The organism is Pseudorhodoferax soli (assembly GCF_003337555.1).
GTDB lineage: Bacteria > Pseudomonadota > Gammaproteobacteria > Burkholderiales > Burkholderiaceae_C > Pseudorhodoferax > Pseudorhodoferax soli.
Genome location: NZ_QPJK01000001.1, coordinates 736618 through 758579 on the forward strand (window position 1 = coordinate 736618; position 21962 = coordinate 758579).

General features: G+C 70.3%; 23 protein-coding genes. 17 read left to right on the top strand and 6 right to left on the bottom strand.

Translation table 11 applies throughout. The features are described from left to right. Window positions 1-77 precede the first annotated feature (77 nt). Window positions 78-1172, bottom strand: coding sequence for a chorismate synthase (gene aroC, locus DES41_RS03295; RefSeq protein ID WP_114465845.1), 1095 nt, complete (start codon window positions 1170-1172; stop codon window positions 78-80). Window positions 1173-1264: 92 nt separating this feature from the next. Between aroC and DES41_RS03300 the strand changes: the two genes are divergently transcribed. Beyond that, complete coding sequence (locus DES41_RS03300; protein ID WP_114465846.1) at window positions 1265-1687, top strand: cupin domain-containing protein; 423 nt, start codon at window positions 1265-1267, stop codon at window positions 1685-1687. Window positions 1688-1714: 27 nt separating this feature from the next. Here the strand turns inward: DES41_RS03300 and DES41_RS03305 are convergent, their stop codons facing one another. After that, a complete protein-coding gene (locus tag DES41_RS03305; protein ID WP_114465847.1) occupies window positions 1715-2374 on the bottom strand; it encodes a glutathione S-transferase in 660 nt (219 codons plus the stop codon). Window positions 2375-2511: 137 nt separating this feature from the next. Between DES41_RS03305 and DES41_RS03310 the strand changes: the two genes are divergently transcribed. Then, window positions 2512-3729 (top strand): polyhydroxyalkanoate depolymerase, encoded by a 1218-nt coding sequence (locus DES41_RS03310; RefSeq protein WP_114465848.1) that lies wholly within the window; start codon window positions 2512-2514, stop codon window positions 3727-3729. A 30-nt stretch (window positions 3730-3759) separates the two neighbouring features. Here DES41_RS03310 and DES41_RS03315 read toward each other — a convergent pair whose 3' ends face one another. Further along, window positions 3760-4218 (bottom strand): CBS domain-containing protein, encoded by a 459-nt coding sequence (locus DES41_RS03315; RefSeq protein WP_114465849.1) that lies wholly within the window; start codon window positions 4216-4218, stop codon window positions 3760-3762. 99 nt (window positions 4219-4317) lie between these two features. Here DES41_RS03315 and DES41_RS03320 point away from each other — a divergent pair, with 99 nt between their 5' ends. Genes DES41_RS03320 through DES41_RS03335 form a run of 4 tightly spaced genes read left to right on the top strand, consistent with a single transcriptional unit; the run spans window position 4318 to window position 9191 of the window. Continuing rightward, window positions 4318-5640: an O-acetylhomoserine aminocarboxypropyltransferase gene (locus tag DES41_RS03320; protein ID WP_114465850.1), complete on the top strand. Its 1323-nt coding sequence runs from the start codon at window positions 4318-4320 to the stop codon at window positions 5638-5640. Further along, window positions 5637-6455 (top strand): alpha/beta fold hydrolase, encoded by an 819-nt coding sequence (locus tag DES41_RS03325; RefSeq protein ID WP_114465851.1) that lies wholly within the window; start codon window positions 5637-5639, stop codon window positions 6453-6455. The genes DES41_RS03320 and DES41_RS03325 overlap by 4 nt, the downstream gene beginning before the upstream one ends. After that, window positions 6455-8818 carry a GDYXXLXY domain-containing protein gene (locus tag DES41_RS03330; RefSeq protein ID WP_114465852.1) on the top strand — a complete coding sequence of 788 codons (2364 nt, stop codon included), beginning with the start codon at window positions 6455-6457 and terminating at the stop codon, window positions 8816-8818. Before DES41_RS03325 ends, DES41_RS03330 begins: the two co-directional genes overlap by 1 nt. A 37-nt stretch (window positions 8819-8855) precedes the next feature. After that, window positions 8856-9191, top strand: coding sequence for an Mpo1-like protein (locus DES41_RS03335; protein WP_425466330.1), 336 nt, complete (start codon window positions 8856-8858; stop codon window positions 9189-9191). A 7-nt stretch (window positions 9192-9198) separates the two neighbouring features. Here the strand turns inward: DES41_RS03335 and DES41_RS03340 are convergent, their stop codons facing one another. Continuing rightward, window positions 9199-10440: a YihY family inner membrane protein gene (locus DES41_RS03340; protein WP_114465853.1), complete on the bottom strand. Its 1242-nt coding sequence runs from the start codon at window positions 10438-10440 to the stop codon at window positions 9199-9201. 21 nt (window positions 10441-10461) lie between these two features. Between DES41_RS03340 and DES41_RS03345 the strand changes: the two genes are divergently transcribed. Then, on the top strand, window positions 10462-10863 hold the full coding sequence (locus DES41_RS03345) for a DUF2069 domain-containing protein (protein WP_114465854.1): 402 nt from the start codon (window positions 10462-10464) through the stop codon (window positions 10861-10863). Between the two features lie 19 nt (window positions 10864-10882). Continuing rightward, window positions 10883-12319: an FAD-binding oxidoreductase gene (locus tag DES41_RS03350; RefSeq protein ID WP_114465855.1), complete on the top strand. Its 1437-nt coding sequence runs from the start codon at window positions 10883-10885 to the stop codon at window positions 12317-12319. A gap of 13 nt (window positions 12320-12332) precedes the next feature. On the opposite strand, the gene DES41_RS38685 is transcribed toward DES41_RS03350, so the two are convergent. Next, window positions 12333-13070, bottom strand: a complete 738-nt coding sequence (locus DES41_RS38685) for a PEP-CTERM sorting domain-containing protein (RefSeq protein ID WP_211332883.1) — start codon at window positions 13068-13070, stop codon at window positions 12333-12335. A 144-nt stretch (window positions 13071-13214) separates the two neighbouring features. Here DES41_RS38685 and DES41_RS03360 point away from each other — a divergent pair, with 144 nt between their 5' ends. From DES41_RS03360 to DES41_RS03375, 4 genes are all read left to right on the top strand, one after another. Beyond that, entirely contained in the window at window positions 13215-14252 is a 1038-nt protein-coding gene (locus tag DES41_RS03360) for a hypothetical protein (RefSeq protein ID WP_114465856.1), read from the top strand. Between the two features lie 190 nt (window positions 14253-14442). Continuing rightward, window positions 14443-15255: a thymidylate synthase gene (locus DES41_RS03365; RefSeq protein WP_114465857.1), complete on the top strand. Its 813-nt coding sequence runs from the start codon at window positions 14443-14445 to the stop codon at window positions 15253-15255. 9 nt (window positions 15256-15264) lie between these two features. Then, window positions 15265-15774 carry a dihydrofolate reductase gene (locus DES41_RS03370; RefSeq protein WP_114465858.1) on the top strand — a complete coding sequence of 170 codons (510 nt, stop codon included), beginning with the start codon at window positions 15265-15267 and terminating at the stop codon, window positions 15772-15774. 172 nt (window positions 15775-15946) lie between these two features. Continuing rightward, complete coding sequence (locus DES41_RS03375) at window positions 15947-16408, top strand: CopD family protein (RefSeq protein WP_170168087.1); 462 nt, start codon at window positions 15947-15949, stop codon at window positions 16406-16408. Here DES41_RS03375 and DES41_RS03380 read toward each other — a convergent pair. Then, window positions 16386-16868, bottom strand: coding sequence for a DUF2231 domain-containing protein (locus DES41_RS03380; RefSeq protein WP_114465861.1), 483 nt, complete (start codon window positions 16866-16868; stop codon window positions 16386-16388). The genes DES41_RS03375 and DES41_RS03380 overlap by 23 nt on opposite strands. Window positions 16869-16922: 54 nt before the next feature. Between DES41_RS03380 and coxB the strand changes: the two genes are divergently transcribed. Genes coxB through DES41_RS03405 form a run of 5 tightly spaced genes read left to right on the top strand, consistent with a single transcriptional unit; the run spans window position 16923 to window position 21907 of the window. After that, entirely contained in the window at window positions 16923-17600 is a 678-nt protein-coding gene (gene coxB / locus DES41_RS03385) for a cytochrome c oxidase subunit II (protein WP_211332884.1), read from the top strand. Continuing rightward, window positions 17597-20101, top strand: coding sequence for a cytochrome c oxidase subunit I (gene ctaD, locus DES41_RS03390; protein WP_114465865.1), 2505 nt, complete (start codon window positions 17597-17599; stop codon window positions 20099-20101). The genes coxB and ctaD overlap by 4 nt, the downstream gene beginning before the upstream one ends. 2 nt (window positions 20102-20103) lie before the next feature. Then, window positions 20104-20478, top strand: coding sequence for a hypothetical protein (locus tag DES41_RS03395; protein WP_114465867.1), 375 nt, complete (start codon window positions 20104-20106; stop codon window positions 20476-20478). Then, entirely contained in the window at window positions 20463-21200 is a 738-nt protein-coding gene (locus DES41_RS03400) for a cytochrome c oxidase assembly protein (RefSeq protein WP_114465869.1), read from the top strand. The genes DES41_RS03395 and DES41_RS03400 overlap by 16 nt, the downstream gene beginning before the upstream one ends. Before the next feature lie 47 nt (window positions 21201-21247). Beyond that, window positions 21248-21907 (top strand): NUDIX hydrolase, encoded by a 660-nt coding sequence (locus tag DES41_RS03405; protein ID WP_114465871.1) that lies wholly within the window; start codon window positions 21248-21250, stop codon window positions 21905-21907. Window positions 21908-21962 lie beyond the last annotated feature (55 nt).

A 21962-nucleotide genomic window follows, 5' to 3' on the forward strand; every position in this document is an offset into this window, starting at 1 on the left:
AGCAGGCCGACCCGCCAGGATGGGGCCGGACCTCGATTATCGCGCAAGGGGGTCAAACCCCTGTGACACGTGCAGTTTCACGCACTTGCGGGGATGGGCGCAACCGCCTGGCGCACGTCGCCGCACTGGGCGCGCTGGCGCAGCGCATGCTCCATCACGACGAGGGCCAGCAGCGCCTCGACGATGGGCGTGGCGCGGATGCCCACGCAGGGGTCGTGCCGGCCCTTGGTCACCACCTCCACACTCTGGCCGGTGGTGTCGATGGACTCGCGCGGCGTGATGATGGAACTGGTGGGCTTGACCGCGATGGACACGTCCAGGTCCTGGCCGGTGCTGATGCCGCCCAGTACGCCACCGGCGTTGTTGGACAGGAAGCCCTGCGGCGACAGCGAGTCGCCGTGCGTGCTGCCGCGCTGCGCCACGCTGGCGAAGCCGGCGCCGATCTCCACACCCTTGACGGCGTTCAGGCCCATCATGGCGAACGCGATGTCGGCGTCGAGCTTGTCGAACAGCGGTTCGCCCAGGCCCACGGGCATGCCGCTGGCCGTCACACGCACACGCGCGCCACAGGAGTCGCCGGCCTTGCGCAGCTGGTCCATGTAGGTTTCCAGGTGCGACACATCGGCGATGGGTGCGAAGAAGGGGTTGTTCGGCACGTGGTCCCAGCTCTCGAACGGGATCGCGACCTCGCCCACCTGCGTCATGCAGCCGCGGAACTGCACGCCGTAGCGCTCACGCAGCCACTTCCTGGCGACGGCGCCGGCCGCCACCGTCGGCGCCGTGAGCCGGGCCGAGGAACGGCCGCCGCCACGCGGGTCGCGGATGCCGAACTTGTGCCAGTAGCTGTAGTCGGCGTGGCCGGGGCGAAAGCTCTGCGCGATCGCGCTGTAGTCCTTGCTGCGCTGGTCGGTGTTGCGGATCAAGAGCGCGATCGGCGTGCCCGTGGTGCGGCCTTCGTAGACGCCGGACAGTATCTCGACCTGGTCGGGCTCGGCGCGCTGCGTCACGTGGCGGCTGGTGCCGGGGCGGCGGCGGTCGAGTTCAACCTGGATGTCGGCCTCGGACAGTTCCATGCCGGGGGGGCAGCCGTCGATCACGCAGCCGATGGCCGGACCGTGCGATTCCCCGAAGTTGGTGACTGCGAAAAGTGTGCCGAAGGTGTTGCCGCTCATGGGGCGGATTATCGGCCAGCCCTGGGAACGCTTCGTGCTTCGCAGGCAGCACACCCATAGCCGGTGGAACCCCTCACAGCGAAAGGCAAGCCATGTTGGACCGCACGAGCACCAAGTTCTCCCACGTCAAGGAGGGCGACACGCAGTACGTCAGCGGCGGACTGCGCGATTTCTTCCTCTACCGCGACCTCGGCATCGCCGAAGCCACGCACGGAAAGGTGATCGCGCACCTCGTGAAGGCCAACATGGCACCAGAAACGGGCACCGGCTGGCACCGCCATGAAGCGGACTTCCAGATCGTCATCATGGTCAAGGGCTGGGCGCGCTTCATGTACGAGGACAAGGAAACCCTGGTCGAGGCCGGCGACGTGGTTCACCAGCGCCCGGGCATCCGCCACTACCTGTTCGACTATTCGCCCGACATGGAGTACCTGGAAATCGTCTCGCCGGCCGACTTCAAGTCGGTCGACGTGGAGCCGGTCTGCGACGTGCCGGCGGCCACGCCCTGGAAGTGAGCAAGGCGGCGGCCGCGGCCGCCGCCGTCAGAACTCCGCGTCGAGTTCGTCGATCTCGTCGGGCTCCTTGCGGGCCTCGGCGATCCACTCCTTGAGCGCGGGCAAGGCCATCATCTGCTTGCAGTAGTCGACGCAGGCCGGCGGCAGCGGCACGTCGTAGGTCAGAAAGCGCGTGACCACCGGCGCGTACATCGCGTCGGCGATGCAGGGCTTGTCGCCGAACAGGTAGGGGCCGCCATAAGTTTCCAGGCACTCCGTCCAGATCTCCAGGATGCGGTCCACGTCGGCCTGCGCGCGCGACCAGATCTTGAAGCCCGGAAAGTGCGCCTTGATGTTCATGGGCAGCGAGGAACGCAGCGCCGAGAAGCCCGAATGCATCTCGCCGCAGATGGCACGGCAGTGCGCGCGCGCGGCCTGGTCGGCCGGCAGCAGGCCCGCCTTGGGCTTGAGCTCGTTCAGGTACTCGCCGATGGCCAGCGTGTCCCACACCTGCACCTTGCCGTTCTGCAATGCAGGCACACGCATGGAGGACGACAGCAGCAACATCTCCGCTTTCATGGCCGGATCGTCGGGCGAGACCACGTTCTCGTTGAACTCCAGCCCCGCCAGCCGGGCCATGAGCCAGCCGCGCAAGGCCCAGGCTCCGTAGTTCTTGCTGCTGATCGTCAATACCGCCTTGGTCGCCATGGGATCGCCTCCAGTGTCGGCATGTTCAGCAAACGCTGTGCCAGACATGTGACAGCGCGGGCGATCGCGCCGCCGCCGCCGCATGGCCCGCAACTTGCCTGCCTGGCTACAAACCCATCGACTCCAAGAGACGCCGCATGCTGTACCAGGCCTACCAGCTCCAATCCGACCTTCTGTCGCCGATGCGCATGCTGGCCCAAGCGCTGGGAAATTCGCTGTGGTTCGAGGACACCGACCGCAGCCCGCTGCGCGCGTGGTCCGCTGCCGGCACCGTCTTCTCGCGCATGCGGCTCACGCACAGCCGGCCGGCCTACGGCATCGACCAGGCCATCGTCGAAGGCGTGGCCGTGCCCGTCACGGAAGAGATCACGCTCAAGAAACCGTTCGGCAGCCTGCTGCACTTCAAGCGCGCACTGCAGCCGCACACGCCGGCCCAGCCGCGCATGCTGCTGGTGGCACCGCTGTCCGGCCACTTCGCCACGCTGTTGCGCGACACCGCGCGCACGCTGCTGCGCGACCACGACGTCTACATCACCGACTGGCACAACGCGCGCGACGTGGGCCTGAAGCACGGCGCCTTCGGCCTGGACGACTACATCGCCTACATGATCGAGTTCATCGCCACGCTGGGCCCGGGCACCCACGTGATGGCGGTCTGCCAGCCCTGCGTGGCCGCGCTGGCGGCCACGGCCATCATGGCCGAGGACGACCACCCCGCCCAGCCCGCCAGCCTGACGCTGATGGCCGGCCCGGTGGACTGCCGCGTGAACCCCAGCGGCGTGAACACGTTGGCCACCAGCAAGCCCATCGAATGGTTCGAGCAGAACCTGATCAGCCACGTGCCGTTGCCGCATGCCGGTTTCATGCGCCGCGTGTACCCGGGCTTCGTGCAGCTCACCGCCTTCATGAGCATGAACCTGGAGCGCCACAAGCAGCAGTACAAGGACATGTACAAGTACCTGCTCGAAGGCGAGATCGAGAAGGCCGAGACCATCCGCCTGTTCTACGACGAATACCTCGCCGTCAACGACCTGCCGGCGGAGTTCTACCTGGAGACAGTGGAGAAGGTCTTCCAGACCTACGACCTGCCCCTGGGCAAGCTGACCTACCGCGGCCGCAAGGTTGATCCGAAGGCCATCCGCCGCACCGCGCTGATGACGGTGGAAGGCGAGCGCGACGACATCTGCTCGGTCGGCCAGACCCTGGCCGCGCAGGACATGTGTTCCAACGTGCGGCCCTACCGCAAGACCCACCACGTGCAGACCGGCGTGGGCCACTACGGCGTGTTCAGCGGCAGGCGCTGGAACCAGGAGATCTACCCGCGCGTGCGGGACATGGTCTACGCCCTCGCTTGAGCGTTGCGGCGCTTCACGCCGCCACCGCGCTCAGCCCCTGTTGTCTTCTTCCTCGCCGCCCGGCCAGTCGCGGATGTAGGCCTTGAGCATCTTGTTCTCGAAGTTCTGGCTGTCCACCACGGCCTTGGCCACGTCGTAGAAGCTGATCACGCCCATCAGCATGCGCTTGTCCATCACGGGCATGTAGCGCGCGTGGCGCTCCAGCATCATGCGGCGCACTTCGTCCAGTTCGGTCTCTGCCGTGCAGGTCAGGGGGGCATCGTCCATGGCGCTGCGCACCAGCGTCTTGCCGAGCGCACCGCCGTTCTTCACGACGGTCTGGATCACCTCGCGGAAGGTCAGCATGCCGACGAGGTCGCCGTGGTGCATGACGACCAGCGAGCCGATGTCCTTCTCGGACATGATGCTCACGGCACCCGCCAGTTCCTCGTCCGGCGTGACGGTAAAGAGCGTGTTGCCTTTGACGCGCAGAATGTCGCTGACTTTCATGGGGCCTCCTGTAGATCATCCGCGACGCGGAACTGTCAAGGGAATATAGCCCACAATCACCCCGAAACTGACCCCGTTCCCGCTGGAGGAGACCCTCGCATGCCCGGCTATTCGGACCCCGGCTTCGACACCTTGGCGCTGCATGCCGGCGCATCGCCGGACCCGGCGACCGGTGCGCGCGCCGTGCCCATCCACCTGTCCACGTCCTTCGTGTTCGAGTCCAGCGACCATGCGGCCGCGCTGTTCAACCTCGAACGCGCCGGCCATGTGTACTCGCGCATCAGCAACCCGACCAACGCGGTGCTCGAACAGCGCGTGGCGGCACTCGAAGGCGGCATCGGCGCCATCGCCACCGCGAGCGGCCAGGCCGCGCTGCACCTGGCAGTGGCCACCCTCATGGGCGCGGGCGGCCACATCGTCGCGAGCACGGCGCTGTATGGCGGCTCGCAGAACCTCTTGCACTACACGATGCGGCGCTTCGGCATCGACACCACGTTCGTGAAGCCGGGCGACATCGACGGCTGGCGCGCGGCGATCCGCCCCGAAACACGCCTGCTCTTCGGCGAGACCGTGGGCAACCCGGGCCTGGACGTGCTGGACATCCCCACCGTCTCGGCCATCGCGCACGAGGCCGGCGTGCCGCTGCTGGTGGATTCCACGCTGACCTCGCCCTGGCTCATCAAGCCCTTCGAGCTCGGCGCCGATCTGGTCTACCACTCGGCCACCAAGTTCCTGTCGGGGCACGGCACGGTGATCGGCGGCGTGCTGGTCGATGGCGGCAGCTTCGACTGGGCGGCCTCCCATGCCGCCAGCGGCCGCTTCGCCGAACTGGCCCAGGCCTACGACGGCTTCCACAACATGGTGTTCACCGAGGAGAGCACGGTCGGCGCCTTCTTGCTGCGTGCGCGCCGCGAGGGGCTGCGCGACTTCGGCGCCTGCATGAGCCCGCACACCGCCTGGCTCATCTTGCAGGGCATCGAGACGCTGCCGCTGCGCATGGAGCGGCACATGGCCAACACACGCAAGGTGGTCGAGTTCCTGGCCGGCCAGCCTTTCGTCTCGCGCGTGGGCCATCCGCTGCTGGAGAGCCACCCCAGCCACGCACTGGCCAACAAGCTGCTGCCGCGCGGCGCAGGCTCGGTGTTCAGCTTCGACCTCAAGGGCAACCGCGAGCAGGGCAAGAAGTTCATCGAGACGCTCAAGATCTTCAGCCACCTGGCCAACGTGGGCGACTGCCGCTCGCTGGTCATCCACCCGGCCAGCACCACGCACTTCCGCATGAGCGACGAGGCGTTGGCGGCCGGAGGCATCGGCCAGGGCACCATCCGGCTCTCGATCGGGCTCGAGGATGCGGACGACCTGATCGACGATCTCAAGCGCGCCTTGAAGGCGGCGGAAAAGGCGACGGGGGCGGCAGCATGATCGTCACCGTCAATGGCCACGACACCTACTGCTACACCGGCGGCAAGCCCTTCGATGCAGCCAAGCCTACCGTCGCCTTCGTCCACGGCGTGCTGAACGACCACAGCGTCTGGATCCTGCAGAGCCGCTACCTCGCCCACCACGGCTTCAACGTGCTGGCCGTGGACCTGCCCGGCCATTGCCGCAGCGCGGGCGAGGCGCCTTCCACGGTCGAACAGGCCGCGGACTTCGTCGCCGCGCTGCTGGACGCAGCCGGCGTGCAGCGTGCCGCGCTGGTCGGCCACAGCTGGGGATCGCTGATCGCACTCGAGGCGGCGGCCCGCCTGGGCGAACGCATCACGCAGCTGGTGCTGGTCGGCACGGCCTTTCCGATGAAGGTGTCGCAGGCGCTGCTCGACGCATCGCAGAGCGACCCGGAAGCCGCGATGAAGATGGTCAACGTGTTCTCGCGCTCCACGCTCGCCGCACCGCCCTCTGCGTTGGGCCCGGGCACCTGGGTCTATGGCGCCAGCCTCGCGCTGGGCCGGCGCGTGCTGCGCAGCAACCGCGACGCCAACGTCTTTCACCGCGGCTTCCTGGCCTGCGACCGCTACGCCAACGGCGAAGAGGCCATCGCGCAGATCGCCTGCCCGGTGCTGTTCGTGCTCGGCGCGCAGGACCAGATGACGCCGCCCAAGGCCGCGCAAGGCCTGATCGCCAGGGCCAAGGCCGCCGGCAAGAGCGTGCAGGTGGCGCAGCCGCCCGTGGGCCACCACCAGATGACTGAAACGCCGGACGACACGCTGTTCGCGATCCGCGACTTCCTGGTCCGTTGATGCCGGGCCTGCAGCGCTTCTGGCAGGCGGTCGCGCTGCTGGCGGCGGCACTGACCGGCTTCGGCCTCATCCTCTGGCTGGCCGCCAACTGGGACGACTTCGGCCGCATGGGCCGCTTTGCGGTGCTGCAGGGCGCGCTGGCCATCGCCGTCCTCGCCGCCGCCGCGCGGCCAGCCCTGCGCCTGCCCGGTGCCTTGGCAGCGCTGCTCGCCACGGGCGCGCTGTTCGCCTACTTCGGCCAGACCTACCAGACCGGCGCCGATCCCTGGCAACTCTTCGCGTTGTGGGCGGTGCTGGCCCTGCCGCTGGCGCTGGCCGCGCGCAGCGACGTGCTGTGGCTGCCCTGGTGCCTGGTGGCCATGGCAGCGGTCTCGCTGTGGGCGCAGGCGCACGCGGGCCACACCTGGGACGTGCGTCCGCAGGATCTGCCGGTGCATGCCGGCGCCGCTGCGCTGGCCGCGTTGGTGGTGGCACTGCTTGCGCCGTGGGCGCGCCGCTTCACGGGCGCCGGGCCACTGGCGTTCCGGCTGGCCACGGCGCTGTTCGCGCTGCTGCTGACACTGACCGCGCTGGGCGGCCTGCTCCGCGACGACCCGGCACCGCAGTTCACATGCGGCCTGCTGCTGGTCGCGCTGGCCGCAGTCGGCTTCGCGAGCCGCCGCGGTTTCGACCTGTTCGCGCTCAGCGCGGCCACGCTGGCGCTGGACACCTTGCTCGTCGCCGGCGCGGCGCGCTGGCTGCTCGATGGCGACATCGACGCCATCGGCCATCTCCTGCTGCTGGGCCTGGCCGCCGCGGCGCTGCTGGCGCTGTCGGTGCGCTGCGTGCAATGGCGGGCAAAGGCCTGCGGCGCCTGGGCCGCCGGCGGGGCCATGCCCACGCCCGGCGACCGGCCCGGGCCCGTGGTGCTGCTGACCGCGCTGGGCGCGTGGCTGGCCACTCTGCCGCTGCTGGGCGCAGTGGCGCTGGTGCTGGGCGACTGGGTGCACGCCGGCGCGGGCCCCTACGCCGTCGGCGCGCTGCTGCTGGCGCTGGCCGGCATGTTGCTGCGCCGGCCCCATCTGTCCGTGTTCGTCGAACAGCTGGCGTTGCCGCTGCTGCTGGCCGGCCTGGGCACGCTGGGCTACGGCCTGGCGCGCGACCTGCCACTGCAGCTGGCAGCCGGCCTGCTGGTCTTGCTGCTGCTCGCGCTGGCCTGGCTGGCCAACACACGGCAGCGCTGGCTGCAGGAGCTGCTGGGCGCCGCCGCAGCCGGTGCCGCGGTGCTGGCGCTGCACGGCGAGAACGACTGGCAGGACGGCAGCCTGCTGTGGCTGGCCTTGCACGGTGTCCTGCTGGCGGGGCTGGCCGGCCTGCGGCGACCGTCCCTGGCCGCCACGGCCACGGGATGGCTGGTGCTGGTGCTGGTCGGTCTCGCCAGCGCATCGGGCATGGCCCTCCTGGTCGGCGCCATGCCCGGCCCCACGGAAGCGTTCGCCGGCAGCGGCGGCATCGTGCTGCCCAGCTCCTGGACAGCGGCCGCCTCGGTGCTGCTGGCGCTGGCCGCCGGCGCCGCGGCCGCGCGCCGCTGGCCGGCCCTGCGCCGGCCCGGCTGCGCCGCCGTGGGGCTGGTCGCCGCGGTGCTGTGCGCCTTCCTGCCGATGCTGGGTGCCATCCTGCTGGTCGCCGTACTGGCGGCAGCGGGCGGGCGCCGCCCGCTGGCGCTGTGCGGCGCACTGGCTGCGGCCTGGGCGGTGGGCAGCTTCTACTACACGCTGGCCTGGCCGCTGGCCCACAAGGCGGTGCTGATGGTGGCCTGCGGCGCAGCCCTGGCCGCGCTGGCCTGGCGCGCCGCGGGCCTGGCGTCCGACGCCCCGACGCAAGCCCCGGCGCCACGCACGGCCGCCCTGCTGGCACTGAGTGGACTGGCCGCGCTGCTGGTCGCCAACGGTGGCATCTGGCGCAACGAGCGGCTGATCGCGCAGGGCCAGCCGGTCTTCGTCGCGCTGGCTCCGGTCGATCCGCGCTCGCTGATGCAGGGCGACTACATGCGGCTGCGGTTCCAGTTGCCGCCCGACCCCGACGAGCGGCTGGCGCTGCCGCAATCCGGCGCGCGGCCGCAGGCGGTCGCGCGGGTCGATGCGCGTGGCGTGGCCGAACTGCTGCGCGTTGCCGCGCCGGGCCAGCCGCTGGCTGCCGGCGAATTCGCGATCGCGCTGGTGCCCAAGGACGGCGACTGGACGCTCGTCACCGACGCCTGGTTCTTCCGCGAGGGCGAGGCCGAGCGCTTCGCACAGGCCCGCTACGGCGAGTTCCGCGTTGCGCCGGACGGCAGCGCGCTGCTGGTGGGGCTGGCGAACGCCGACCTGCAAGCGTTACGATGAATCCGAGCCCTGCGATGACAGGGCCAGGAGACAACGCATGAGCATGCTTCCATCGGAGGCGCCCGTCGATCCGCGCGGCTTCAAGAGCTTCGCCGAGTTCTACCCGTTCTACCTGTCCGAACACCGCGACCGCACCTGCCGGCGGCTGCACTTCGCCGGCAGCACGCTGGGGCTGGCCTGCCTGGCCGTGCTGCTGCTCACGGGCCAGTGGCGCTGGCTCTTCATCGGCCTGGCCTGCGGCTACCTGTTCGCCTGGATCGGCCATTTCGGCTACGAGAAGAACAAGCCCGCCAGCTTCAAGCGCCCGCTCTACAGCTTCCTAGGCGACTGGGCCATGTACCGCGACATCTGGCTCGGCAGGATCAAGCTCTGAGCACGCGCTACAGCGCGTCGCGCAGCCGCAGGGCATCCCAGCGCCCTTTGTCCCAGAGCCCGGCCAGCGGCGCGCTGCGGTCCACCAGCAGGCGCTCGAAGAGGGGCGCCAGCGGCGTGCTCTCCGGGTCGGCCAGCAGCACGTAGCGCGCCTCCGCATCGGCGCCGCTGCCGTGCTCGGCCTCGTCGAGCCGCGCCACCCAGTCCAGCCCGACCAGCGCCTGCAGCACCGGCTCCAGCTGCAGCTTGGCCGTGCCCAGCGCGCGGCCGAGTTCGCCGGCCGACAGGCCATGCGTCTCGCCGCTGCGGGCGCCGTACAAATGCTGCAGCGCCTCGATCGCCAGGTGGAAATGCCAACCGTAGGTGGCCGTGGGCCGCGCCACGCCGGCCAGCAGGCTGGGCAGGTAGGCCGCAATCACCGCGCCCAGCAGCACGATGATCCAGGCCAGGTAGATCCACAGCAACAGGATGGGCGCCGTGGCAAAGGTGCCGTACATGGCCGAATAGGTCGGCACCGAGCCGATGTACAGGGACAGCAGCCGCTTGGCCAGTTCGATGCCCACCGACACGAAGATGCCGCCGGCCAGCGCGTGGCCCCACTTCACATGGGTGTTGGGCACGTAGCGGTAGACCGCGGCCATGCCCAGCGCGAGCAAGCCGAACTCGATGGTGTCCAGCAGCACGCGCACGCCACCCGGCAGGCTGTCCACCAGGCCGCGCGAGGACGACACCGCGTACGAGGTCATCGCCAGGCTCGCCCCGAGCAGCAGCGGCCCCAGCGTGATCAGCGCCCAGTAGATCAGCACGCGCTGGCCCAGGGGCCGCGGGCGTGGCACGCGCCAGACGCGGTTGAGCGTGCGGTCGATGGTCAGCACCAGCGCCAGGGCCGTCACCAGCACCACAGCCAGCCCCAGGCTGCCGAGCCGGCTGGCCTGGCTGGCGAACTGCGTGAGGTAGCCCAGCACCTGGCGTGCGATGGTCTCGGGCACCAGGCTCTGCACCAGCCAGCGCTGCAGCACCTGCTGCACCGTGCCGAACATGGGGAACACCGTGAAGATCGCCAGCGCCACCGTGAACAGCGGCACCAGCGCCAGCATGGTGGTGAAGGTGAGGCTGCTGGCGGTCAGTGCGAGCTGGTCTTCGCGGAAGCGTTCGCGCAGCGTGTGCGCGGTGGTGCGCCAGGGGAAATGCGCCAGATCACCCAGCAGCGCGTGCAGGCGCTCGGGCATGTGGCTGGGTACGGCAGACATGCTCGGTATCATGCCAGCCCCATGCTTTCCGCCCCTCTGGCCCCCCTGGACCCCACCGTCGCCTGGACGCGCCGGATCGCCGTCGCCAGCCTGCTGGCGATGATCGCCCTGGGCCTGGCCTGGGAGCTCTGGCTCGCACCGCTGCGCCCGGGTGGCAGCTGGCTCGCACTCAAGGTGCTGCCGCTGTGCATCCCGCTGGCAGGCCTGCTGAAGAACCGCATGTACACCTACCGCTGGCTCAGCCTGGTGGTGTGGCTGTACTTCACCGAAGGCGTGGTGCGCGCCTGGAGCGATCCGCTGCCGGCCGGCCGCTGGTGCGCACTGGCCGAATTGCTGCTGTGCCTGCTGCTGTTCGCCGCCTGCGCGATGCACGTGCGCCTGCGCTTTCGCAATGCCCGGATGGCCACGGCCGCCGGCGAATGACCACGAGGACTTGGACTCCATGACCGCTGCCCTGCTCGACTCCCTGCGCGCCATCGTCGGCGACGCCCACGTGCTCACCGATGGCGACCTCTCGGCCTGGGAGCAGGACTGGCGCAAGCGCGACCGCGGCCGGGCGCTGGCCGTGGTGCGGCCTGCCAGCACCGAGCAGGTGGCCGCGGTCGTCAAGGCCTGCGCGGCGGCCGGCGTCAGCATCGTGCCGCAGGGTGGCAACACCGGCCTGGTGTGCGGCTCCACGCCCGACGCGAGCGGCCGCCAGGTGGTGCTGTCGACCAAACGCATGAACGCCGTGCGCGCGATCGACCCGGCCAACCTCACGATCACGGTGGAGGCCGGCTGCATCCTGCAATCGCTGCAGGAAATCGCCGAGAAGGACGGCTTCCTGTTCCCGCTGAGCCTGGGCGCCGAAGGCAGCTGCACCATCGGCGGCAACCTCTCGACCAACGCCGGCGGCACGCAGGTGGTGCGCTACGGCAACACGCGCGAGCTGTGCCTTGGGCTGGAGGTCGTGACGGCCGAGGGCGAGGTCTGGAGCGGCCTCACCGGCCTGCGCAAGGACAACACCGGCTACGACCTGCGCGACCTGTTCGTCGGCGCCGAGGGCACACTGGGCATCATCACGGCCGCCACCATGAAGCTCTACCCGATGCCGGCGGTACAGCTCACCGCCTGGGCCGCCGTGCCTTCGATGGAGCACGCCGTGGAACTGCTGGGCCTGGCGCACCGCACGCTGGGCGCGGGGCTCACGGGCTTCGAGGTCATGGGCCGCTTCGCGCTGAGCCTGGTGGCCAAGCACTTCCCGCAGCAGCGCGTGCCCTTCGTCACGGCCGCGGCTGAATCGGCCGACGAGACGCCCTGGTGCGTGCTGCTGGAGAACTCCGACGACGAATCGGAGGAGCACGCGCGCAGCCGCTTCGAGAAGCTGCTGGAGCATGCCTTCGAGGCCGGCTGCGTGAGCGATGCCGTGATCGCCGAGAACCTCACCCAGGCACGCGCGCTCTGGCACGTGCGCGAGAGCATCACGCTGGCCCAGGTCGAAGAAGGCCTGAACATCAAGCATGACATCTCGATCCCGGTCTCGCGCATCCCCGAGTTCGTGCGCGTGACCGATGCGCTGCTGGCGGAGAAGATTCCCGGCGTGCGCATGGTCGACTTCGGCCACCTGGGCGACGGCAACCTGCACTACAACGTGCAGGCCCCGGCCGGCGGCGATGCCAAGGCCTTCCTGGCTGCGCACGAGGAGGAGGTCAACACGCTGGTGTTCGACTCGGTCAAGTCCTTCGACGGCTCGATCTCGGCCGAGCACGGCGTGGGCAGCTTGAAGCAGCACAAGCTGCCGCACTACAAGTCGCCGGTGGCGATGAAGCTGATGCGCTCCATCAAGGGCGCGCTGGATCCGCAGAACGTCATGAACCCGGGGCGCGTGCTGGAGGCGTGACGCGGTCAGGCCATCACGCCGCAGCCACGCCCGCCGCAATTGCCGGGCGTGCGCGGCGGCGCTGGTAGCCCACCACGGCCACGCCCAAGCCGACCAGTGCCAGGCTCGCGGGCTCGGGCACCGGGTTCGGCTCCACCGCCGCGCCGTAGGTGCCGACCGTGAAGCCGTTCCAGGTCTCGCTGCCCAGGCTGCTCCAGCTGATGGAGGAGACGGCATCGTTGAAGCGGATCACGCCATGCGGGTCGCCCGAACCGACCAGCCGGTACTTGCCCTCGGCCGTGATCTGCTTGCTGAAACTGCCGCTGCCGCGGTTGCCGGCACCGCTGCTCTCGATCGTGAAGTCCTGGTCGAACTCGTAGCCACCGGCGTTCAGGTCGATCAGCGCAAAGAACAGGTTGTCGACCGCGTGCGAGAACGTCAGGGTGCGCAGGCCCAGGCGGGACATCGCCAGCATGCCGTGGTCGCCCGGGCCGTTGTCGACGGCGGCGCTGGTGTAGGTGCCGCCGCCGTCCTGCCAGTACGAAGTGGTGCCCGGCGCGTCCCAGAACGCGAGCTGGCCGCTGTAGGCGACGTCGATCGACGAGCCGTCGCCCAGTGCGATCTGGCCTACGGCGCTGCCGTTGGCGCCGGCCCGGGCCGAGGCCCAGTCCGTCCAGCGCACAGGTTCGGCGAGGGCCGACTTCGGCACGCACAGTGTGGCGGCAAGTAACGCGGCGGTGGCCAGGAGGGCTGTCTTGGTGGATTGGCGCATGGGAATGTGCAAGCAGTTGGTTGGGAAGGCCTCGATGATCGGCAGATGCCTGCGCCGCGCACAGACCCCTAAAAGAGCCCGGTGCAGCGGGTCGGGCCACCCGTCCCTAGAATCCGCCGCCACCCAAAAGCCCCAAGGCCGCCCATGCCAGCCACCCCGCCCGCCAAGCCCGCGCTGCAACGACGCCTGCTGCAGCCGCGCGATTTCGACGAAGCGCTGGGCCTGCTGCCGCCTTGGCTCGCGCTCGATGCACCGACCCGCGCACGCCTGCCAGCGCTGTGGCAGCAGTTGCTGCAGCACCCCGGCTTCAACGCTGACGTGATCGAGGACGTGAGCGCGCCTGCGGGCCAACGCGTGCAGGCCGTCGGCATGGCGGTCGCGCTGGACGCACGCTGGCAACAGCGCCTGCGCCAAGCGCCGCAGCCATGGCTCGCGCGGCAGCTGTATGCCGAACTGCTGGATGGCCGCACCCGGCCGCCGAGCGAACGGGAGCTGGCGCGCGCCAACGGCTCGCGCGGCGTCGACGAGGGCGTGAGCTTCATGGTGCTGCACTATCAGCAGCGCAACATGGACATCGGCAACCCGCAGGCCGTGGCCGTGATATCTGCGGCCGTGACGGCGATGCGGCTGGCCCATGCCGGGCACCGCGTGCGCGAGATCTTCCAGGAGGCGTGGCAGGGCGAGCACCCCTACATGCACAGCATCGGCTTCGTGCAGCGCAGCGCGCACAACACTGCGGCCACGGGCAGCGCTGCGCACACCGCGCCAGAGCTGTTCTCGCTGTGCCGTGCGGAGGCGCTGCGCAAGCTGCCGGGCTTCCAGATCCGCGAGATCTTCGAGCACTGCACGCCCATTTTCGGATTTCGCGGGGCCGAGCAGCGGCTGCTGCGGCGCGCGCTGTCCGACGAGCCGGACGAGCTCATCGTCAGCCTGCTGGGCATCTCGCCGCACACGCTGAAGAAGCTCTGGCGCTCGATTTACCAGCGCGTCGAGGACCGCTTTCCCAGCCTGCTGGCCGAGGCCGCAGCGGTGGGTGCAGAAGGCGTACGCGGCCCGGAGAAGCGCCGCACGCTGATGCGCTACCTGCGCCAGCACCCGGAAGAGATCCGGCCGTATGCGGTGCCGGGCAAAGGCCAGGCGCCAGCAGACACAGGCTGCGGCGCGCCGCGCAACTTCGTGTGAGCCATGCGCCTAAAATCTGCACATTTTCCTGGGTAGGAGACCCGATGCCCCGCCCCGGCTAAGGTTGGCAAGAGCGCACCCAGACCGCCGTTGACGACGACTCCTGTATCCGGCGCGATGGCATCTGGGGCGCCAGTACCGAAGCGTCGCACGCGCCCAGTCGACTGAACCCTCCAGCGAACCGCAGACCATGACCACCCCCGCCATCCGCTCCCAGTACGAAGACTTCATGCGCCACGTGCACACCCATGGCGTGGCCAAGGGCGACCGCACCGGCACCGGCACGAGGAGCGTGTTCGGCCACCAGATGCGCTTCGACCTGTCCGAGGGCTTCCCGCTGGTCACCACGAAGAAGGTGCACCTGAAGTCCATCATCGTGGAGCTGCTGTGGTTCCTGACGGGATCGAGCGACAACAACTGGCTGAAGGAACGCGGTGTTTCGATCTGGGACGAGTGGGCGAAGGCCGATGGCGACCTCGGCCCGGTCTACGGCGTGCAATGGCGCTCCTGGCCCACGCCGGACGGCGGCCACATCGACCAGATCGCCGAGGTGGTCAAGCAGCTCAAGAGCAACCCCGATTCGCGCCGCATCATCGTGAGCGCCTGGAACGTGGCCGACCTCTCCAAGATGGCCCTCATGCCCTGCCACGCCTTCTTCCAGTTCTACGTGGCCGACGGCAAGCTGAGCTGCCAGCTGTACCAGCGCAGCGCCGACATCTTCCTGGGCGTGCCCTTCAACATCGCCAGCTATGCACTGCTCACCCACATGCTGGCCCAGCAGTGCGACCTGCAGGTCGGCGACTTCATCTGGACCGGCGGCGACTGCCACATCTACAGCAACCATGTGGAGCAGGTCGAACTGCAGCTGTCGCGCGACCCGCGGCCCTACCCGACGCTGAAGATCCTGCGCAAGCCCGATTCGGTGTTCGACTACCGGTACGAAGACTTCGCGATCGAAGGCTACGACCCGCATCCGCCGATCAAGGCGCCCGTCGCCGTTTGAGGCCCTGACATGCCCTCACTGCACCTGATCTGGGCCCAGGCCGAAGGCGGCGTCATCGGCTACCACAACACCCTGCCCTGGCGCCTGCCCGAGGACATGGCGCATTTCAAGGCCACCACCATGGGCTGCCCGGTGGTCATGGGCCGCAAGACCTGGGATTCGCTGCCGCCCAAGTTCCGGCCGCTGCCGGGCCGCATCAACATCGTGCTGACGCGCCACCCCGGCTGGCAGGCCGACGGTGCGCTGCGGGCCGCATCGCTCGAAGAAGCCATGGGCCTGTGCCCTGCCGATGCCAAGGTCTGGGTCACGGGCGGCGCCGATGTCTACGCGCAGGCGCTGCCACAGGCCAGCACGGCCGTGGTGACCGAGATCGAAGCCAGCTTCGAGGGCGACGCCTACGCGCCCCGCTTCGACTCCGCCTGGACCGAGGTCGCACGCGAGCGCCATGTCTCGGCCACGGGGCTGGCCTTCAGCTTCGTGCACTACCGCAACACAGCCGCCCCCGCCACGGCGGCTTGACGCGCCGGGCCGTAGGCCCCATCCGACTCTGCGGCGGCGCACGGGCCGCTGGAAGCGCGTGCCCCCCGCACGCCAGACTGGCAGCACCTGCCACTGGCACGCGCGAGAACCACACCAAGAAGCGCGCCCGGCACCCTCTGCCGAGCAGCATCGGCACAGCCTCGAATGCCGCATGGACCTTCTCGCCGCCTGGATGCCCTGGATCAAATTTGTGCACCTGGCCGCGCTGCTGAGCTGGTGTGCCAGCCTGCTCGCGCTGCCGTCCCTGCTGGCGCTGTGCCCGGTGACCGAAGGCAAGGTGAGCAGGCGCCGCCTGCGCGCAGCCACGCGCTTTGTCTACATCGCGCTGGCCTCGCCGGCCGCGGTGCTGGCCGTGGTGTCGGGCACGGCGCTGATCCATCTCATGAACGTCTACGCGCCCTGGTTCTTCGCCAAGCTGACGCTGGTGGCGGCGATGGCGTTGTTCCATGCGGGCTGCGGCAAGCTGATCCTGGTATTGCGCGAGCAACCGCGCATCTGGCCACCCGGCCTGTTGTTGGCCACGGCGGCGATACCGCTGGCACTGATCCTGGGCGTGCTGTGGCTGGTGCTGGCACAGCCCGCGCTGCCGCTCAGTCTTCCTCGTCTTCGTTGAGGACGCCCACCTGATGCTCGAACACCAGCGTCCCGCCCAGCCAGCCGGCCACGCCGACCAGCAACATACCCAGGCCCGAGAGATACAGGCCCATGGGCAGGATGGCGGCCTCGGCATCGCCGAGCCGCAGGCCCCAGTTGGCCATGCCCACGGACAGCAGCATCACGGCCACGACGAAATGGCTCCAGGCCGCGGCGCGGCGCCGGATGTCGCGCACTGCCACCAGTTCTGCCGTGCCGACCAGGCCGGCCGCGATGCCGCTCAGCGCCCCGCCACCCGCCAGCCACAGCGACATGCGGGCCCAGAACGGGTCGCCCCAGTACCACCAGGCCACGTCGCTCGCGAACACCGAGACCAGGAAGGCGATCGGGAACGGCACCAGCATCGCGTGCGCGGGGTGGCCGAAGAAGTGCACGCGGGTCGTCGTGCCATGCGGGATGGGGTCGGCGTAATGCTTCATGCTGCAGCCCACTGTAGAAGCCCGGCACGCCGCCATGCTGCCGGCCATGGCGCCGTGGCCCTGTGCGCCAGCGCCGTGCTGGCCGGGTGCGACACGGCAGGCCCGCTCTCCGCGCTGGACCCCGCCGGGCCCGGCGCCGCGCCCATCGCACAGGTCTGGTGGTGGATGTTCTGGGGTGCCGGCGCCCTCACGCTGGGCATGACGGCACTGGGCCTGGCTGCCGTGCTGCGGCGCCGGCACAGCGCCGAACCCACGTCCGGCGTCGAGCGCGCCTGGCTGCTGGGCGGCGGCCTGCTGCTGCCGGGGCTGGCGATCGGCGCGCTGCTGCTCTGGGGCCTGCGGGCAGGCCATGCGCTGCTGCCGCTGCCCGGCGCCGCGCCGGTGTTCACGGTGGAGGTCACGGCGCGCCAGTGGCAGTGGGATGTGCGCTACCCCGCGCATCCGCTCGCGCCCCTGCAGCCCAACCGCATCGACATCCCCGCCGGCCAGCCTGTGGACGTGCGCGTGCGCACGGCCGATGTGATCCACGGCTTCTGGGTGCCCCGCTTGGGCGGCAAGATCGATGCGATCCCGGGGCGCACCAACGTGGTCCGCCTGCAGGCCGATGCGCCGGGCATCTACCGCGGCGTGTGTGCCGAGTACTGCGGCACGGGCCATGCGCGCATGCCCATGGAGGTGCATGCGCATGCGCCCGAGGCGCTGGCCACGCGCATGCAGGGGGCCGGGCCATGACGCACCCTGATCCGCACCCGGTAGCGCTGCACCGGCGGCTGCAACAGGTCTGGCGCAACCCCAATGGCTGGCGCTCGCTCTCGGCCGTCAACCACAACATTGTGGGCCGGCGCTTCATCGCCACGGCGCTGGTGTTCTTCTTCGTCGGCGGCCTGCTGGCCATGCTGATCCGCGCGCAGCTCGCGACACCGCAGTCGGCCTTCCTCGACGATGCGCTGTACGCCCAGGTCTTCACGATGCACGGCACCATCATGATGTTCCTGTTCGCGATCCCGCTGATCGAGGGCTTCGCGATCTACCTGCTGCCCAAGATGCTGGGCGCGCGCGACCTGGCCTACCCGCGGCTGGGCGCATTCGGCTACTGGTGCTACCTGCTGGGCGGGCTGATCCTGCTCGGTGCGCTGGCGGCCGGGCTCGCACCCGACGGCGGCTGGTTCCTCTACACGCCGCTGTCCAACGCCACGCACACGCCGGGCGTGAACGCCGACGTCTGGCTGCTGGGCATCACCTTCGTGGAGATCTCTGCCGTGGCGGCGGCGGTGGAGATCATCGTCACCATCCTGACGATGCGCGCGCCGGGCATGCGGCTCGTCGACATGCCGCTGTTCGCCTGGTACATGCTGGTCACGGCCGGCATGATGCTGGCGGGCTTTCCGCCGCTGATCCTGGGCAGCCTGATCCTGGAACTCGAACGCGCGGCCGGCTGGCCCTTCTTCGATGCCGCGCGCGGCGGCGATCCGCTGCTGTGGCAACACCTGTTCTGGCTGTTCGGCCACCCAGAGGTCTACATCATCTTCCTGCCCGCGGCGGGCATCGTCTCCACGCTGGTGCCGACCTTCGCACAGCGCCCGCTGGTGGGCCGCAGCTGGGTGCTGGCCAGCGTGGTGGCCATGGGCTTCATCAGCTTCGGGCTCTGGGTGCACCACATGTTCACCGTCGGCATCCCGCACCTGGCGCTGGTGTTCTTCTCGGCTGCGAGCATGCTGGTGGCCATCCCCACGGCCGTGCAGATGTTCGCCTGGATCGCCACGCTCTGGCACGGCCGGCCCAAACTGGCGCTGCCCATGCTGTGGCTGCTGGGCTTCCTGGTGGTCTTCGTCTGCGGCGGGCTCACGGGCGTGATGCTGGCCTTGGTGCCGTTCAACTGGCAGGCGCACGACACGCACTTCGTCGTCGCGCACCTGCACTACGTGCTGGTCGGCGGCTTCCTGTTCCCCTTCCTGGCGGGCGTGTACTACTGGTTCCCGCACCTGTTCGGCCGGCAGACGCTGCCGCGCCTGGGCACCTGGGCGTTCTGGCTCGTCTTCACGGGCTTCAACACCACCTTCTTCGTCATGCACCTGACGGGGCTGCTGGGCATGCCGCGCCGCGTTGGCAGCTATGTGACCGGCCTGGGCTGGGACCTGCCCAACCTCGTGTCCTCACTCGGCAGCTTCGTGATGGCGATCGGCTTCTTCCTGCTCCTGATCGACCTGCTCGTGAGCGCCTACCTGGGCCGCATCGCACCGCAGAACCCCTGGCGCGCGGCCACGCTGGAATGGGCCATGCCCACGCCGCCGGCCTTCTACAACTTCGCGAGCCAGCCGCGCGTGCCGGGGGCCGAACCGCTGTGGACGGAACCGAACCTCGGCGCGCGCGCCGCGGCCGGCGAAGGCCTGTTGGCCGACCCGCGCGAGGGCGAGCAGCGCAGCCTGGGCTGCGAGCCCATCAGCGGCGAGCCCACGCACGTGGTGCGGCTGCCGCGCCCGAGCTGGCTGCCGTTGCTGGCGGCGCTGGCGGTGGGCTGCGTGTTCATGGCCCTGCTGACCAAGAGCTACTGGCTCGCGCCGCCGGCCGCGCTGCTCGCGCTCGCGCTGTTCTGGCGCTGGGCCTGGTCCATCGGCCTGCGGCAGGACCCGCTGCCCGTGGACGCGGGCGCTGGCGTGCTCCTGCCTGTGCACGATGTGGTGGAACGCGCCCCGGGCCGGGCCGGGCTGCTCTGGACACTGGTGGCCAACGGCAGCTTCTTCGTCTCCCTGCTGTTCGGCCATGCCTACCTGGCCACCGTGGCGCCGGGCTGGCCACCACTGCGCTGGCTGCAGGCTGGATGGGTGATGCCGCTGGCCGGCGCGGCCGCGCTGGCCCTGGCCTGCGGTGCCATGCGCTACGCCGTGCGCGCCAACGCGCGCGGCGACGCCCGTGGCCGGCAGCTGGCGCTGCTGGCCGCGCTGACGGCAGCGCTGTCTGCCACGCTGCTGGTGCCGGCCGGCGTGCTGCCCGGCATGCCGTCGCCGCGCGAACATGCCTATGGCGCGATGCTGGGCTTCAGCCTGGCCTACGCCGTGCTGCACACGGCCCTGGGCGCGGTGTTCGCGGCCTACGCGCTGGCGCGCGGGCAAGCGGGCTACCTGTCCACGCAGCGCGGTGTGGAGTTGCACAACGCACGGCTGTGGTGGGACTACACGGCCGCCACCGGCGCCGTGCTGCTGCTGGCCATGCACGTGCCGGCCTGGGGACATTGAGCATGCCGACCAGCAGGCCCATCCACTGGCTGCTCGGCTGCACCGCCGGCCTCTTGCTATGGGCCAGCAGCTTCGTCGTGTTGTACGCCGGCCTGACGCTGGGGTGCGAAGCCGGATGGCATGCAGGCCGCCTCGCCGGCTTCAACCTGCTGACGGCCGCACTGGCCCTGGCCTGGCTCGTGCACCTGTTGGCACTGGCCGCGCTGTGGCGGTGGTTCGGCGGCTGGGCCGAGCCGCTGCGCCGCCTGGCACGCGTGCTGACCGCCGTGGCCGTCGCCGCCACCGTCTGGACCGGCTGGCCGCTGCTGGCCCTGCCACCCTGCGCCGGCCAGATGCTGGCATCGACCATGGAGGACGCCGCATGTTCGACGACCTGATCTCCCTGTGCCTGACCGGCAGCCCGCCCGCCCTGCCGCAGGACTGGTGGCTGCGCTGGAGCCTCGCGCCGGCCACGCTGTTGCCGCTGCTGGGCCTGCTGGCCTGGCTGCTCGCACGCCGGCGCAGGCCGCTGCCGCTCGTGGGCTGGGCCTTGCTCGCGCTGGCCCTGGCCTCGCCGCTGTGCCGGCTCGCGGCCACGCTGGCCGCGGCCCACATGGTGCAGCTGATGCTGTTGCTGGCGGGCATGGGGCTGCTCGTGCTTGCATCGCCGCCGCGTGCCCACATGCCCAGGCCGGGGCCCGCCGCGGCCGTGCATGGCGCACTGCTCTGGCTCTGGCATTGGCCACCGCTGTACGCGGCCGTTCTCGGCCATGCGGGCCTGCATGTGCTGGCGCTGGCGCTGCTGCTGGGCTCGGCCTGGTGGTTCTGGCGGGCCGTGCTGCTGGCCCCGCCGCCCTGGCGCGGCACGGCACTGCTCGCGCTGCTGGCCACCATGGCCCACACCGGGCTGCTGGGCGCACTGCTGACCTTTGCGGGCGAACCGCTGTACGCAGCCCCTGGCGCACGGGCTTGGGGCCTGGAGCCGCTGCACGACCAACAGCTGGCCGGGCTGCTGATGTGGGTGCTCGGCGCACTGGGCTATCTGCTGGCCGCCGTGGCGCTGGCGCTGCGCTGGTTCGCGCCGGGCCATCCAGTCCGGCGCGCGACACCGGCGCACTGAGGCGCGGGCATACTGGTCCGGCCCCACGACCCGGACCACCGCCGACCATGCAGCTGGACGCAGCGCTTCGCGACCTCATCGCCCGCCACCTCGCCACCTTCGATCTGCACGGCGTGCCTGCGGCCGGACACCGCGCCGCCGTCGCGCTGGCCCTCGTGGAGGAAGGCGCGGGCGCGGAGTTCCCCGGCCTCGCCCGCCCCGCGCACTGGAGTGCGGAGGCCGCGGTGCTGCTCACGCGGCGCGCCATGCACCTGCGCAACCACCCCGGCCAATGGGCCCTGCCCGGTGGCCGTGTCGAGCCCGGCGAGTCCGCGGCCGAGGCGGCGCTGCGCGAACTGCACGAAGAGGTGGGCCTGGAACTGGGGCCCGAAGCCGTGCTGGGGCTGCTCGACGACTTCCCCACGCGCTCGGGCTTCGCGATCACGCCGGTCGTGGTCTGGGCCGGCCCGGTGCGCGGCGCGCTCTTGCCCAATCCCGCCGAGGTCGCCAGCATCCACCGCGTGCGCCTGACCGAACTGCAGCGCGCCGACGCGCCGCTGCTCGAAGCCATCGACGACAGCCCGCACCCGGTGCTGCGCATGCCGGTCGGCGACGGCTGGGTCGCAGCACCCACGGCTGCGCTGCTGTTCCAGTTTCGCGAGGTCTGCCTGGCCGGCCGCGCCACGCGCGTGGCGCACTACGAGCAGCCCTTGTTCGCGCGCCGCTAGCGACGGGCCTGCGGCCACGAACCGTCACCTGAACGTGCATTGAGGTTCCTGGTCG